At 59.7% G+C, this 15,027-nt stretch carries 15 protein-coding genes and 3 pseudogenes; all 18 read right to left on the bottom strand.

Annotated elements, in window-relative coordinates; genetic code table 11:
• Positions 1-101 precede the first annotated feature (101 nt).
• Positions 102-692: a hypothetical protein gene (locus tag AC1Q80_RS09920; RefSeq protein WP_492360292.1), complete on the bottom strand. Its 591-nt coding sequence runs from the start codon at positions 690-692 to the stop codon at positions 102-104.
• A gap of 15 nt (positions 693-707) precedes the next feature.
• Positions 708-1,244: a hypothetical protein gene (locus AC1Q80_RS09925; RefSeq protein WP_492360293.1), complete on the bottom strand. Its 537-nt coding sequence runs from the start codon at positions 1,242-1,244 to the stop codon at positions 708-710.
• A gap of 83 nt (positions 1,245-1,327) precedes the next feature.
• Positions 1,328-1,702 carry a DUF1515 family protein gene (locus tag AC1Q80_RS09930; protein ID WP_209791448.1) on the bottom strand — a complete coding sequence of 125 codons (375 nt, stop codon included), beginning with the start codon at positions 1,700-1,702 and terminating at the stop codon, positions 1,328-1,330.
• Positions 1,689-1,946, bottom strand: a complete 258-nt coding sequence (locus AC1Q80_RS09935; protein ID WP_173420363.1) for a hypothetical protein — start codon at positions 1,944-1,946, stop codon at positions 1,689-1,691. The genes AC1Q80_RS09930 and AC1Q80_RS09935 overlap by 14 nt, the downstream gene beginning before the upstream one ends.
• A gap of 117 nt (positions 1,947-2,063) precedes the next feature.
• The gene (locus tag AC1Q80_RS09940) at positions 2,064-2,717 is read right to left on the bottom strand and encodes a lysozyme (RefSeq protein WP_173421035.1); all 654 of its coding nucleotides are present in this window, start codon (positions 2,715-2,717) and stop codon (positions 2,064-2,066) included.
• Positions 2,718-3,575: 858 nt separating this feature from the next.
• On the bottom strand, positions 3,576-4,151 hold the full coding sequence (locus AC1Q80_RS09945; RefSeq protein ID WP_492360294.1) for a hypothetical protein: 576 nt from the start codon (positions 4,149-4,151) through the stop codon (positions 3,576-3,578).
• Between the two features lie 635 nt (positions 4,152-4,786).
• Positions 4,787-5,721: pseudogene (locus AC1Q80_RS09950) on the bottom strand (tail fiber domain-containing protein); the annotation flags it as partial.
• A gap of 12 nt (positions 5,722-5,733) precedes the next feature.
• Positions 5,734-6,330: pseudogene (locus tag AC1Q80_RS09955) on the bottom strand (hypothetical protein); the annotation flags it as partial.
• Positions 6,327-6,926: a phage adaptor protein gene (locus AC1Q80_RS09960; RefSeq protein ID WP_492360295.1), complete on the bottom strand. Its 600-nt coding sequence runs from the start codon at positions 6,924-6,926 to the stop codon at positions 6,327-6,329. The pseudogene AC1Q80_RS09955 and the gene AC1Q80_RS09960, both read right to left, overlap by 4 nt.
• Entirely contained in the window at positions 6,923-7,246 is a 324-nt protein-coding gene (locus AC1Q80_RS09965) for a hypothetical protein (RefSeq protein ID WP_492360296.1), read from the bottom strand. The genes AC1Q80_RS09960 and AC1Q80_RS09965 overlap by 4 nt, the downstream gene beginning before the upstream one ends.
• A 2-nt stretch (positions 7,247-7,248) precedes the next feature.
• Positions 7,249-7,416 (bottom strand): hypothetical protein, encoded by a 168-nt coding sequence (locus AC1Q80_RS09970; protein ID WP_492360297.1) that lies wholly within the window; start codon positions 7,414-7,416, stop codon positions 7,249-7,251.
• A 580-nt stretch (positions 7,417-7,996) separates the two neighbouring features.
• Entirely contained in the window at positions 7,997-8,596 is a 600-nt protein-coding gene (locus AC1Q80_RS09975) for a hypothetical protein (RefSeq protein ID WP_492360298.1), read from the bottom strand.
• 950 nt (positions 8,597-9,546) lie between these two features.
• Positions 9,547-10,635: a hypothetical protein gene (locus tag AC1Q80_RS09980; protein WP_492360299.1), complete on the bottom strand. Its 1,089-nt coding sequence runs from the start codon at positions 10,633-10,635 to the stop codon at positions 9,547-9,549.
• Positions 10,636-10,783: 148 nt separating this feature from the next.
• The gene (locus tag AC1Q80_RS09985; RefSeq protein ID WP_492360300.1) at positions 10,784-11,689 is read right to left on the bottom strand and encodes a phage tail tip lysozyme; all 906 of its coding nucleotides are present in this window, start codon (positions 11,687-11,689) and stop codon (positions 10,784-10,786) included.
• 57 nt (positions 11,690-11,746) lie between these two features.
• Positions 11,747-12,239, bottom strand: a pseudogene (locus AC1Q80_RS09990) (SU10 major capsid protein); the annotation flags it as partial.
• Positions 12,240-12,271: 32 nt separating this feature from the next.
• A complete protein-coding gene (locus tag AC1Q80_RS09995; RefSeq protein WP_492360301.1) occupies positions 12,272-12,976 on the bottom strand; it encodes a hypothetical protein in 705 nt (234 codons plus the stop codon).
• Between the two features lie 105 nt (positions 12,977-13,081).
• Positions 13,082-13,735 (bottom strand): hypothetical protein, encoded by a 654-nt coding sequence (locus AC1Q80_RS10000; protein ID WP_492360302.1) that lies wholly within the window; start codon positions 13,733-13,735, stop codon positions 13,082-13,084.
• 119 nt (positions 13,736-13,854) lie between these two features.
• The gene (locus AC1Q80_RS10005) at positions 13,855-14,850 is read right to left on the bottom strand and encodes a DUF5309 domain-containing protein (RefSeq protein WP_492360303.1); all 996 of its coding nucleotides are present in this window, start codon (positions 14,848-14,850) and stop codon (positions 13,855-13,857) included.
• Positions 14,851-15,027: the final 177 nt, after the last annotated feature.

Here is a 15,027-nt window from a genome sequence, read left to right on the forward strand (position 1 = left end):
AAGGAACACGGCACCAGCGGCCGTCGCCGAAGCTGTCCGCCCTCGACCTGCTGCGGGATCTCGCACATCACCTTCGGGCGTCCGGAGTACCAACTTACCAGTCAATGCGGAAATGCGGTTTTAGACTGGTCGACTTGGTCGTCGGTCGGCGTGCCTGGCTGCACAGCATCGTAGTTGAAGGTCTCCATTGCGACTTGGAACTTAAACTGCCCCTCACCGCGAAACCGTCGCTGAAGCTTCTGAAACCTCAGGCCGTCTCCTGTCAGCCAGATTTCCGCATCAGCCTTGAACCATCCGCCGATCCACACGGCGGTGTAGTAGCTGCCCCAAGTTACATCCTTCGTAGGTCGAGTTACAAGTTTGCACGCGCTGAACTTCGGACCGTTGGAATCTGCTAGGCGCCAATCCACAGTAGTTGGTTTAGACCATTTTTCGCCCTTCCCGGCGTAGCGCTCATATAAAACAGAGCCGGAAAAACGAGCCTCCAGAAAAGCAAGTTGTTGGCCGTCGGGCCTTACTTCGTACAGGACCTGACTATATTGCGGGGTAGATCTGGTGTTCCTGTAGGCTTCGTTGATCACCGAACAAGTAGGATCAAGCGAAGGCTCTGCAAAAGCAGAACTCGCTGACGTGAATGAGAACCACGCAACAGAGATGGCGATTAGTAACGGCGTCCTTATTGCATCTATCACGCAGGCTCTCCGCGACTACGGTTTCGGAAACTCGGTATTGTCGGGGTCGTAACTGAACAGCTCTAACTGGCTGACATAAGGCGCCGGGCGAAAATGTTCGTCATAGGTGACCAAAACCCTTTCGAGCTTCAACTCATCGGGCATCAGCCAGACTTCAACTTTTCCAGTGTACGGCGCGCCGTACCATTTGGCCGCATAGCGGCCCGACTTGCTTTGCGGAGTTGGGCTGTCGATTTGGCGGCAGTCGCTAAACCGCGGCCCTGAACTATATGACAGCGGTGGATTCACTCGACGTTCCTCCCTCCACTCACCGGGCACCCATCGACGGAACACCGCATTTTTCCTGAACCGATACTCTCTTATCGGCACATAAGACCCGTCCGCTTTGGCCTCAAACATTAGCCCGCCGTAGAGCTCCGTCGCACGCGTGTTGGCGTATGCCCGGTTGACGATTGCGCAGGATGGGTCGAGGGGGGCATCTCTCTCGGCTGAGTTCGCCGATGGGATCGCAAGAAAGACAATGGAACCGACTGTCAGAACGGCCTTCTTCATTGGTGCATTCAACTGCGAGTCTCCCCTAAGGCTTTAAAGACACTTCAACCTCAGGCTGCATATTGTCAATATGAGATCGCCGACTATCCTCTCCCGACAATGACAAACACGAGCCGCCGGATCCCTTCGGCAAAACTCACCCCCAACGCCATCGCCGCAATGCCGGTGACCCCGAGCGCGCCAATACCCATCAGCTTCCAGCGCTTGACGTCGTCGGTCACCGGTTTCATCTCCGCGACGTCACCACCGAGCGTCGAGACCGAAGCCTCGAGATCGCCGACGCGGTCGACGAGTTGGTCCATCCGCTGATGAACACCAGCCCGGCTGCTCGTCGCCTTGTCCTCGGCGCGTTGCGCGCCCTCTTCGATCCGGCGGATCGATTCCTGCAGACCGCGCATGCCGGCGACCAGTTCGCCAAGCTGGCGATGAACGCTCACATCGGTTTCAGCCGGATACATTGTGCTGTCCCCCATGCCTTACGCAATCGGCCTTTGACCAGACAGCCGCGGCGCACAGGCCGACGACGGTGCGGTCGATCTTGCGCTGATCTGCCGACGTGGCGCCACGTGCACCGATCAGGTCGGTGCCGACGACGCTCCTAAGGCCCGCGACATTTTTCGGCCCCGAAGTCCCACAGCCCGCCAGCAACAATACAGGTATCGTAATCAAGGCGCTTTTCCTGAGCGCGGTTCGCAGCGTCATCGTTCTGCCTTTCTATCGCTTGAATGACGGACCGGGCGCCATCCGCCCGTATTTCGTGCACGGCCCAGACGACGGCAGCGAGCACGAGCCCCCCGCACAGCATCCTCAACCAGGCGATCATGCCGGATCGAGCCGCTTGCGCAGGAAGAGGAAGGCGCCAATCGCGAAGGCAACTGCGATAATGCCGGCAAATGCCCATTGCAGTGGTCCACTGCCGGTGAACGCAAAACCCAACGAGGAAAGAATGCCCGCGAGCCAGGAGATGTTCTCCTTGCTTATCACTTCGGGCGGCTTCGGGGCGGCGGCGACGGTGTTGGAGGCGACGAACTCGCCCTTTGCCCAAAGCCCGACTTCCGCAGACCGGCGGTTGACCAATCCCTTCACGCGGCTGCCGCCGGCATTGACCCACTTCATCAACTCCAGCGGCACGGCGTCGTGGTCGCCGGCGTTCAGCTTTTTCAGCAATGTCGACTTGCCGAGCCTGCCGGTGTTGAAATCGAAAGAGACAAGCACGGCGAACTGGTTGTCGGTGACCGGCACCGTGACAAGGCGCGAGACACGCTCCTCGAACTTCGCGAGATCCGCCATCAGGATCTGTTCAGCCTCGGCCTCGGTGATCACCATGTTCGGCTTCACGACGGGCTCGCCGGCGGCGCTGGTATGGCCATAGCCGATAGTCCAGACACCGGCAACGTCGCGATACGCCTTCGTCTTCAGACCTTCCCACTGTTTGACGAGCGCAAGGCCCGCCGCATTGATGCGTCGGTTCATATTCATGTCGTTTGTCCTCGTGTAAATTGGGAACCAGAAGCAACGATGAGGCGTTGCTACGGCATTCCGCCCTGATCGCAGCCGACTTGGGGCGGCATGCAGCAAATCAAAGTCCTGCAGCGAGCACGGTGCTGCAGGCACTCAAAGGGGGATTTCGCCATGATGGACGCCGCATTCGTGAAGCTGACCACGCTAGCCATCGTGCTTGTCAGTTGTGTCGTTATGGTGCAGCCCTACTGACGAATTTGGACGCGGACACATCTTTTACCAGGTCTCCATGAGAGAAACCTGTGGGATGGTCCATGGCTGGTCTCGGGATAGGCGCGATGCCGACGCATCGAGCGAACATCGCAACGACGCCATAGATCGGTTCTCGGGCTTTCCGGCGGCGTCGCGATCCTTGGCCGATGCGTGAGCATCGCTCCGCGGATCTCTCCCGGCAAGAAGACCCGATCGAGCCTGTGCTATGGGTTCCGATCATCGAGACCTGCTATTGGGAATAGGCCGCACCCCGCAAGCGGCATGAGGCCAAGTCGTTGATGCCGACCTGTCTTGTGCATCCATCCGGCAACATGCATGCCGCAAGGCGATAGTTCGGCACCACTCGATGTAGCGCCGCTGCCGGTGGCTGACACACGGATCACCCGCGCCGGAACAGGTACGGCCCACTGATGCAGTCGACAATCCTCGTCGAACCGCCGAAGTCCGGCTGCAGCTCTCCGTGCCGGAAACCGCGATCGATACAGTCCACGTCGGCTTGAGGCGTGCCAAGCAAAAGTGTGTCGCGGCTTTTTGATTGCCACACGTACGTTGATTGCCGCACGCACGATAAGCCAATCCTGGAGATCGCGACACGCTCTAGGAGACAGATGGCGGCTTTGGCGGCGACAGGGATTGCAACAAGCTCTTGAGGCTCTCGCTGTCGGCAAGGTGTGCCTTGTCGCCGCGATCGTCACTGCATCTCTCGCGCAGGCTGCGCAGAAAGACAGCGACATCAGAGAGTTCGCCAACCTCGACCCGCACCTGCGCCTGGATCGTCCTGTAGATCTCTTCCAGTTCCAGGGCTTCATCAGCGCTGGCGGAGCCGGAAAGCGCAGAAACCCTTGCCTTGAGATCATCCAGCAGACCATCGAACTCACGCGCGTCGCGCGCGGCCTTGGCCTCCAGGCTTGCAATCAGCATGTCGAGAATATCAAGATGTCGACGCTCCACTGATTGCAGATCGAAGGCCGCCCGCAGCTCTTTGCGGGTGCGTTCGCCTTTGCGCAAGTGCGCCTTGAGACGCACGCCGTTCTCGGCACAGCGCCTCATGATGCCATCGATCGAGAATTGCCCCTCCACCAACTGGTCAAGCAACGGCCGAATAAGCGCCGGCGGCGCCGTGATATTCAGCGCGGCCGAATACAGCGCCAGGTCGATCGAAGCATCCGGCATAAGCTACCTCCGCCTCATATGGCCTCGTGACGCGAGACTAGCAGTATCCCGCATGCGGGAGGGTAGTTTTGGTGACAATGCTTTCCTGTTCGTTAAGCGGGTTATCGATTCCTCACGTGGCGACATGCCCGCTGGCTGGAAAGCACCGTAAGTTCCAACACCAACGACGAACGCCACCGCCGCTCGACCACTTGATAGGGGCCGCCACGCGCGACAATCCTCATATCGAGCGGGCCGGCAACAGAGTGGAGCCACAATGAGCAAGACGACGAACAAGCTTTCACCCAATTGTTTGATTGGGATTACAGATTAACCGCAGCGAGCCACATGGCGTCGATCTGGGTATCATTCAGGCCGAGTGCAGTGCCAACGGTCGCGACCAGCGGGTGAATACGATTGAAGGTCGTCGAATATTCCCATTCGATTTTGGCGGTCTCTTTCGCGGTATCATCGGGCATTGTGTCGATGGCCTGCGTCACTTGCGCGGGCGCGTATCCGCCGGCGATCAGACCGAGGCGAAATTGCCTTGCCGTTAGCGCCGGCATGCGTTTACGAGTTTCTTGCGGCGTTGGTGCGGCAGGTGGAACGTACGGATCGATCGGAAAATTTGGATTATCGACCAACCACTGACCGTCGAGTTTGCCGACCTTCTTGACGTCCTTCTTCAGTCGGCGGTCGGAAGGTATCGGCAAGGCCCCGACGATGTTCTTAAGGACACTGCTGATGCCTTCACGCTTCTGGTTGTAGGCCGCCACGCGGTTCTGATAATCTTGTTGCACCAGCCCGGCATAGTCCGCCGGTTCGATCCGCTGCCCCTGCGTCGGCACGAAGTTGGGGCTGCTCACCTGCGCGCCGGAAAGCAGGCTGGAGATTTCGTTGATCGGCTGGTTGCGTTGGGCATACATCTCGTTGAGATACTGCGCCCTCGCCGCATTCTGGGCTGCGAGCTGCGCTTGCTGGGCGTTGTAGGTCTGGTCCTTCAGCGCGTTGTTGGCAGCCGTTGCCGATTGGCCGTTCTGGTGCATTTGCTGCTGCGCGTCGTTTTGCTGAAGCCGGCAGCCGCCAGCGCCTGGTTGAAGGTCTGCTGCTGGGCGGCGTTCATTGCTTGCTGCTGCGCCTGGTTCTGGGCAAAGAGCTGCTGTTGCGCGGCATTCGCCTGCTGCATGTTGTTGGCGTTCTGGTTGTATTGCTGGTTCTGCGACTGGTTGGCGAACTGCCCGCTCGTCAATGCCTGGTTATAGGCCTGCTGCTGGGCGTTGTTCTGGAAGCCCGCCGCATCCCGCGCCAAGCCCACGAGCCGCGATTGCTCCTGGCCCGCATTGAGAATGGCGCCGAAGCGCGCGTCGTTCGCCTGCCGGTTGGCCTGATCGATCGCTCGGTTATAGGTTTCCGATCCCGGCTGCAGCCCCTGGTTGGCAAGTTGCGTTTCCAGTGCCGCACGATCCCGTTCGAGCTGTGGGTTCATGCGCGACATCAGCGCGTCCTCGTAGCGCTTGGTGTCGAAGTTCGTCTCATAGGAGCGGGTGATGTCGCCGGCATTGCCGAGTGACGTTTGAATGCTGCCGGCACTGCCGACGCATGTTGCCCCCCGGTCGGCGTTGATCTCCTGGATCAGGTCGGCCTCGAATTCGGCAAGGCTGTCGTCATAGGGCAGCCCCTTCTGGCGCTTCCATCGCCAGAGAATGCCCTTGGCCAGCAGTCGCTCGGCAAACAGCGGCCGGTCGTCGTCGGCCTTCAGCGTGTCGCGCTCCTCGAAGGGATCGCCAAGCACCCAGTTTCTGGAGACGTAGTCGACGATGGCGCCAGGACCGGCAGAAGCCGGAGACAGCAGGAGCTGGTTATCCTTGATGAAGAAATAGGGTTGCGCGGGAGCGGCCGCGGCAATCACAGCCCATTGCGAGCTGTTGGTGATCGGCCGAAAGAAGCTGCCGGTGGCGGTGCGGACAGCGCCGCCGGGCGTCAGGCGCTGGTAGTCCATCGGCAGGCCCTGCGGCAGGGTCAACACGAAATGCTGCTTCAGCATGCGCTGCCAGTCGCTTCGGCGCGAGATCTCGTCTCCGGCCTCCTGCGCCAGCGCCACCATTGTCTGCGCATTCGGGTCGTTCGATCCATAGACGCTGTCGAAACGGTCGAGCGAAACGACGTCGCAAACCTCGTTGATTGCAGAAATCAGGGTCATGGCGTCACTCCTCCCACCGTCATCTGCGCATCGCCCCAGCGGGCGCGTTCATCGCCGATCCTGACGCCGGAAAGCGCCATAAGCTTCAGCTCCAGTGCAGCCCCCGCCTTGCCGGCGTCACGCTCCCACACCGCAATCTCCTCGACCAATGCGTAGAGGTAGATATCGGCTGCCTTCTCGAGCAGCCAGTTCGTCGGGTTGGTGGAGGAAAGCGGCGGGATCTTGCGGTAATAGGTCATGGTCAGCCCATGGTCGCCGCCGGGCATGACCTTGATCCGGTTGCCGACGATGGCGTAGCCAAGCGGCGGCCCCGCCCCGGCTTGCGCGTTGATTGCAAGCTGCTGCAAAGCCAACGCCCGGATCGGCAAACCGCTTGCCGAAAGCACCTGTCGCGCCTCGAGAAAATCAGCAGGGAGCGGCCCCTCGCCATCAACAACAGCGATCGCCGCCGTATGCTCCATGTCACTGACGCGTAGCGCGCGGTTGAGCTTCAGCTCGGCAAGACCAAGGAAGCGCGCAAAGAGATGGGCGATGTCGTTTCGCCCGCTATATTCGCCCGCATCGACAAGCAGCGAGGCATAGTCGGAAATGGTCATAATTGCCCGTCCTTCGTGCGCCAGGCACGGTTGTCGCCGTCGTTGAGAAAACGTTTGACGAACCGGTCGTCACCCTGCGAATGCGCCTCGACCAGACCGGAGGAATGCGCGACATTGAGCGGAATGGAGGCGACGCGATGCCAATCGCCGTGCCAGGCCTTTTCGGCGCTGTTGCGCACATCCAGGTTTTCGCTGATCAGGTTGTCGACGGGGTAGTCGACGCGATAGACGTCCTTCTCCCCGTCGAAGTGGTGCCAGACGCACCGGCCGCTCGCCATGTCGTGGTCATGGAGCGTCCACGCCCCGTCACGGATCAGCATGGTCACTCCCCCGGTAGCGGATCGGCGCGTTCGGCCTTGCCAGCCGCAAGCAGCGCCTTCGCCTCATCGAGACCGACGGAAACGATCGTGCCCGCCACCGAACGCTCGCCCTCTTGGAACCAGACGTCGTAGACGAGGCGGACTGGCACGGATTTCTTTGTTTCGGACATCAAAATTCTCCATGAAAAAAGGCGGCTCCGAAGAACCGCCTTGCCAAGATTTATTCGTTTGAAGGTGACGCACAGCCCGCACCATCGCTATGGTGCTGCGCCGTCATGGTGGTGCTGCCGCGTCAGCCGGCACATACCCTGGACGCAATGCTATCTCGGCGCTCAGCAGACCTTGCCGGCAGGCGTTCCCTACCGAAATCCCACCCATCCGGACCATGCCGGCGGCGTCCGACGCTGCGCCGACGCTTCGTCCGGGGCGGCGCAAACGATTGTCGATCGCGGAGCGACCGCAATGACATTGTGTGGCAGCAGGCCCGGAAAAGCACAACGGCCGCCGTCCTCGTCCTCTCTAAAGGGGCAACAGGAAATACCTGACAAACAACACCGCGAGCAAAGACGCGACAAATCTGCCGACGGCAGTCGGAACCGCTCGCATTATCGTCTTTGGAATGCAGTCGAACAGCGAGACGAACAACGACATGAATGCCACAAATATCAACGCTTCTTTCAGATGGTACATATCTCTGTCCCAGGAGAGAAAATCTGCCCAAAGCACGCATTGGGGAGAACCGAATGACTTTTAACGCAGACCGCTCAGGTCACCTTTGAAACCGTTTCGGCCAACGGCTCTGCCGGTTTCCCTCAGAAGACCAGGCCCGTAGCCACCCAGGTAATATCCTCCCGCACCACCGGCAACGGCCCCTACGTGGCCAAACCCGCTGCCCACGGTGTTCCCGGTCAAAGAGCCAACCAGCGAGCCAGCGTCGCTCCAGCCAATATTGTGGGATCCGTCCCGGTTGGATTTATCTAGGGTGTTGATACGGTCGCCTTCGCTTACACTATCTCTGCTTCGCGGCTTCGAGGCAATGTTGCCACCGCCAACATTGTTCGCCATCAACGGTTGAAAGCGATCGGTTGGCAGCGGGGCATTTTTCTGGCTGAAGCGGCCAGGGTCGAGGGCTGCCTCGGTAGGCATCAGGTTGGCACGAAGAGTGTCGTCGAAGACCTCGCCCGCGGATGGGTGCCTGAAACGCGCTTCGGCTCCCTGCGGCGGTTCGACCCGAGCGATGCGTTTGTCGCCCAACATGGGGTTTTCGTCGAAATAATTGATCGCCTCGCGCAGCGATTGAATTCTGTCTGGCAGGCTCTTCCGATTGTACGTTTTGTCTGCTTGGGTCACATCAAACCTCTGTCGTGTCGTTGGTGTTGGTCGGTGAAAGCCCGAACGCTCGGAGCCGAAGGAGGCGAGCGGAGACGGGTAACATTGTAAAGCTGAGCAGTTGACCGGTGCTTGCCTTTTGCAGCCGGCACGTAGTCGCATTACCGGGATTATCGAACCTGGGTCTGGACCCGCCCGAATGTGCGGCACCCAGCCGCCAGTCGCTCAAAAAAATCAAACTTGCATGCATCTGTCGAATACAGGTTTGTCACCGGCAGATGATGTCAACCATGACAATGCGCATGTTTGCGGTCCGCGCGCGTGCATCCTGATGAATGCCATCCACGCGACTTCAACGCATGACCTACTCGCTCAGACTTCGGAACCTATAAGAACAAACATAAGGCAAACCCGCGACCCGTCGGAGCGCGGCGATGGCTGCCCGCCGCATTCGCACTGGAACGTTCCTCTCAAGTCGTCCCAACCGGCCGGCCCTGGGTCCCGTGCCGTCATGGATCTAGAAGCCACTCCCGTCCGCAGCATTGGGATGTGTCGCTGATGTCTCCGGAATTGTGCAAGGCATGCTCCGACCTCTTCGACGCCGCCCTGTTGGTTCACGTCGCTGGAAATTTCATTGGCCACCTGTTTTTCTTGGTGAACAGATATTCGGATCCGGTCCAGTGGGTGGCACTTCCGGGCCACGGCGCCGGAACGGCAAAAGGCCAACGTCCAAGCAAAGCTGCTTGAGACCAACAGATGCCCTCCGACGAAACACCACTTCCCACTCGACGCCATCCAACCATCGGGGATGTGCCTTAGAATGCGCAGCCTGATCGATCGGCCGGATGCGCTTGCAGCTCATACCCATCCTGGATTGAATGGGACACTCCATGAACAAACACTAGATAGGGCGGAATGGCTGCGCGCGAAACGTTGGCGGCAGGGCGCTGGCCTAAAAACCCGCCGTAGTTCTACTTTAGGCTACCCGTGTCTTTGCTCCAGAAGAGGTCCACAGGTTTCGGCGGCTCCTTGCCGGCAAGAAGCGGTGTCGTGCAACCGACGAACCCCTCGTCAAACCCGAGATCTGGAGAAGGCGTGTACCCAGTCGCCTCCGCATCATCGTCGACACGCCAACTTTGTGGTTCTCCCGAGCTACCGGTGCGCAGTCCCACCACGTGTATCAGGTTGCGCGCGTTTTCCTTTGCCTGAAAGCCCCAGCGTAAACGCGGCGCACCGTTTGCCATCTGAAGTTGCTGGATGTAACCCGTCAGTTGGAGCCCCCACGCGCGGACGGGCGTTTGAAACTCCACGCGTGACAAAGGCGATGTATGGTCGCGTCCCTTCGGATACGGCCCGTTTTCCTGCTTGAAGTTGACCTTGCCGAAGGCACTTCTGTCAAAAACCAACCGTTCAAAAAAATCCGGCCGGCATTGCGCCAAGGCATTCATCAGCAGATTGGGGTTTATCAGCGGCGGCGGCCCAAGTTGCGGCCAGCCGAAACTCTCTGCTGCGACCGGCAACTTGAAGCCGCCCGCTTCCGCCTTGTAGAGAAGACAGGAAATTCTGGCTCCAGCCTCACTGGGTTCAATGCGGAGGCTGCCAGATACGCCGCTCTTTTCGCGCGTCTTCTCGGGATCCACCACCCAATCGCGATAACCCGCCTTCAATGGGGCACCGTACTGTGTGATCAATAGCTCGGCCACGTCCGATGGTGACGCGGCGACTTCGAACTGCCAGCGGAAATCGATGGGACTGGCGTCCTGAACGGTCGTTTTCTGGCTAAACTCCAACACCGATAAGCCGCCGACGTCTATCGGCCGCGCGAACGTCACCTCCTCCACGAACACGTCCTGGAGCTCGCGAACATGCGGCGTGTTGGATGGCCATTCGTAGGGCACGATCCGCACCGGTGCGAAGGAGCCGCGTCGCGCCTGCAACACCCTAAAGAACTCTGGCTTGCAGGTGATCATGGCGCCGAGCAGCCTATCCGCTGCAAAAGCCGAAGGGGCAAAGATGCTTGCGGCAAGAAGGGCCAAGGTCACCAAAACTGATCTGAACAAGGCTCAGTTCTCCGTCTGCAAGAGCGATGCGACCACCGCATGCACGCGCCGCAAGCATTAGAACGTTACAGGAACAAATTCAAGTGGAGATACAACTTCGACGCGCGATTTCACGGAGCTTTGGCCAGCGCCGCGCGTTCGACATAGCTTACCGGCTCCAGGGAGGTCCTGCATTTGGATTGCGCATTGGAACGGGAATTTCGACAGTATAATCGGGAAGCCCCATAGCTCGGCGCGCCAGCCTTTGACGTTCGGCAAGTCTCGGGTTTCCAGACCGCAGATATGTTTTCTCGATGATGCGGGCGGCATCATCGGCAGTGTCTGCCGTGCCCAGCCCCTTCAGGACTTCTCCCTCCGACGTGTTGGTTAGCTCATGCTCCAGAAAGCCGTAGCTCGGCTCATACAACTCTTCGATCGACTGGTCGTCGTAACCGTTTTCATTGGCCCATTTTCTGAGATCCTCGCGCCGCACCTTGTCCCATTGGAAAGTGCCGAGAGCATTGCCTTCGTCCCGTTTCGTGTCGTAACCGTGTTGCCACAGGTTGCCGCGCAGCGCTCCAAACCCGCCGCTTTCATGGTCGCCATTTCCGACGAATCCCGCCGCTTCGTGTTCACGCGACAGAAGGCGCTGCTGCAGGTCCCGCTTCATCCGCAAGGCGATGTTATCCGAGAGCTTGTCATACTTAGTGATCGGTTTGAGCCGGTCCCTTGGTAACGCTTGAGGTTCCTTGCTGAACCGAGTGGTATCCGTCAGCGTACCGCGAAAGTGCATCGGCGCCTTGCGAAAGTCACCGCTCATAAGGTCGCTCGGCTGGGGGTGCCGGAATTGCGCCCCCTCCCCATGCGGTGCCTTCGCATCCGCGATGGGAGCGCTGCTCGTCAACTTCGGGTTCTCGTCAAAATACTTGATCGCCTCTCGAACGGATTGAATTCTGACGGGCAGTCCCATCGAATTCAGCGGTTTGTTTTGCTTGGTCAAATCACACCTCTCCTGGGTCGGCTTCGTTTCGCGCTTGCCGTTTGTTGCAAGCGTTGTCTGGCGCAGCGCCAGCAAACGAGAGCGGCTCCTTGAAGCCGCTCAAGCAGCGCTGTAGTCAGGTTTTAGCCTGGCTCAGCTCGCCGCACTCAGCCCGAACAGATCGGCCGCAATACCGAGGCCCTTTTCGTTGTGCACCTTCAGCGTGCCCTCGCCGATGATCACGCCCTTGTCGGCGTCGCCGGTCTTGGCCACCGCCTTGTCTTCCTGGATCTGACGCAACCACAGGAAGGACAGCATGTCGGTATCGAGGAAGAAGGCGTTGCGTGCGAGCTTGGCCGTTCCCGCCTGCACCCGGTTCGGGTGGATCATCACGGTGCCGAACGGGCCTTCATAATAGTCGGCGGTCGCCACGATCGTGTTGCGCTCGCCGCCCTGCGAAACGGCGTAGCGGAACGGCGCGACGTTGGCGTCTGACATGAAGGTGACGAACACCGATTTGACGTAAGGCGAGACCGATACGTGGCGGAAGTTGGCGCCGTTCTGGTAGCCGGTCTGTGTCATCTGGTCGAGGATCACCTTGGTGAAGGGGCGCTCAAGTGCGATCGGCCGGCGCCACGGTCAAGCCCGGCGAAAGGTTGTCGCGTCGACAGGATCTTTCTATCGCCCAATATCCGAAACGGTCTTTATCGCCGACGCAACGAAGAGATCGAACTTATCGGAGTGTCGCGTAGTGATGTCTCGAGACAGGAACAGATCAAAAATCGAAGGCAAGTCCTCGACGCCGGAAGCCCCGGCAACACGGCAACCGAGCCGTGTACCAGGAAAATCAGCGGCGTCGGACGCCGAAATCGTGAACGCGCCTGCACGTGGGTTTGCCGCAAGCGCGTCGTTGCGGGCCGTTTCCAGCGCGCGCTCGACCTCGTCGGGCTGTTCAGACGCATAAAACCCCCAGGCGTAGTCGCTCTTTCCCGGCAAGGCCTGTTGCGCGTAACCGATGAGATGAAGTCCATAAGCCTCGACAGGCTTGGAGAACGGGACAACGGAAATCCGCGGATCGCTCGTGTCGAGAAGGTTGTATGGGTGAGCCACGATATGCGCCCTCTCGAAAACAGGCTTCTCCTCGTCGAGGGTCTTGAAGAATTGCGCGTCGCAGGCGAACAATGCAACCAACACCTTCTCGGCGCTCTCCGGCGGCATCGCGCATTGCGGAGCTACATCGCCGCTCCTTTCGCAAATTCCACCGCGGCTCATGTCTTCAAACGAATACGGGTCGAAGATAAAGAAGACCAGCCCTACCAGAACGACGAACAACCCGAAGAGGGCGCCAACGGTGTAGGCCAATACCTTCAGCAGCTTCCTCATGCCGTCTCCTCGCTCGCAAAGCGTAAACACATATCAGCCCACTAGAACATTTCATGAACGAACACAAGGTTGAAATATGGCAAGCCATACAGCTTATGCGAAGCGTTATTCACGCCATGATTTCATCATCTGCTTGAGCGTGCCGCCACCGGGAAACAGCCCGCTCCAGAAACCTTCTTCCTGTATAGGAGGTTTCGACTGCCAATTGTCAGCATTTGCCTGCATCCGCTGCAGATCGCGCTTTTCGTGCAGTGCCTCCAGAGGTGGCAAGCTGCGCGGCGGTGGGCCCGACCAGGACGGGCGCTCGGAAGCCTCCGAGTAGGTTTTGAGGCGCGGGTCCGGCACACTATCGCTGATCGAGCGGATCAGGTCACCGTTCCGCCGGGCATAATCCACCAGTCCCATGACATCCGCTTCGCCAAGATCGCGCTCCTTGGCGTAGCGCCCTATCTGCCGTCCGACATCATTGTTCCACTCGTCGCGCAGGTGGTCCTTGGTGTTGTCATTCCCACTCCACTTGTCGGAGAGCCAGGATTGCCACTCTCGGGCGCTGCCGAGAGACTTGGAGAGCCCCGGAAAATTTTCGCGCTCTATCATGGCGCTCACATAGGCATGCGCATTCGCGTTTCTAATACCGCTCAGTTCTCGCAGCCTTTCAGGCGATAGGTGATTGAGCTCCGGATACTTTTGGCCGTTGAAAGCCTCGACAGCCCTGTTGTGCCTGTCATAGTTCACGTATCTGGCAATTGGATTGGCCAAGCGTTTTCTCCTTGATGAAAGTGTGTTCGCAGACGGTCCGGTAGCCTGCCCCCTGAGGCACGGCACCGAAACGGCAATGGGCGGGCAAAAGCGCCCGCCCCTGCATCGCCCGCCGCTAATCAGCTCGCCGCGCTCAGCCCGAAGAGGTCGGCCGCGACGCCCAGGCCCTTTTCGTTGTGCACCTTCAGCGTGCCCTCGCCGATGATCACGCCCTTGTCGGCGTCGCCGGTCTTGGCCACGGCCTTGTCCTCCTGGATCTTGCGCAGCCAGAGGAAGGACAGCATGTCCGTGTCGAGGAAGTAGGCGTTGCGCGCGAGCTTGGCCGTTCCTGCCTGCACCCGGTTCGGGTGGATCATCACCGTGCCGAACGGGCCTTCGTAGTAGTCGGCGGTCGCCACGATCGTGTTGCGCTCGCCGCCTTGCGAAACGGAATAGCGGAACGGCGCGACGTTGGCGTCGGACATGAAGGTGACGAACACCGATTTGACGTAAGGCGAAACCGAAACGTGACGGAAGTTCGCGCCGTTCTGGTAGCCGGTCTGCATCACCTGGTCGAGGATCGCCTTGGTGAAGGGGCGCTGCGTGCCGTCGGTCGGCGCCACCGTCAGGCCGGTCGTCGGGTTGTAGCCGCCGTTGGCGCCGCCTGCCCCGCGCGACACGTTGGTCGTCAACCAGGTCGGCAGCGAACCGAGTTCGCGCGTGGCGCCGGAGACGGACGCGTTGGTATCGACGATGGCGTATTCGAGGTCCTTGCGGATCTCCACGCCCTTCTTCAGCTTCTGGTACTTGCGCTTCTGCACGTTGCCGGCTTCGGCCACCACTTCCTGCGTCGCCGAAATGATCCAGTCCTTGCGCAGGATCTGGGTGTAGTTGCCAAGCCGCGTCGGCGCGATGATCGTGCCGAAGGTGTATTCGTCACCCTCCTGGCGGATGTTTTCGCCAGGCGAGGCCAGCTCGTCGGTTTCCCATTCCGGGTGGTGCGTCTTGCACGTGCCCTTTTCGATCAGCGAGTAGATCGGCGTGTCCTCGGGCGTAATGCGGGAGACGACGTCGGACAGGTCCTCGCGGTTGCCCACGGCCTGAGAGGTGGTGAAGGTGTTTGCTACAATAGCCATGATGGTATCCTTGAATGGTGGGATGGGCCGCACGCGCCGGCATGAGACATGCGCGGGCGATGCGGATCAGTTCTTGTTGAATGCAGGATTGGGGCGCTTCACCAACAAATGCGCCCGCCCCGTCAAAATTGACGCAAAGACAATGCGATAGAGGCGTTTGCGGACTCTGTTTGTACG

This window comes from Ensifer sp. GW823-FHT05D09 (genome assembly GCF_058795755.1).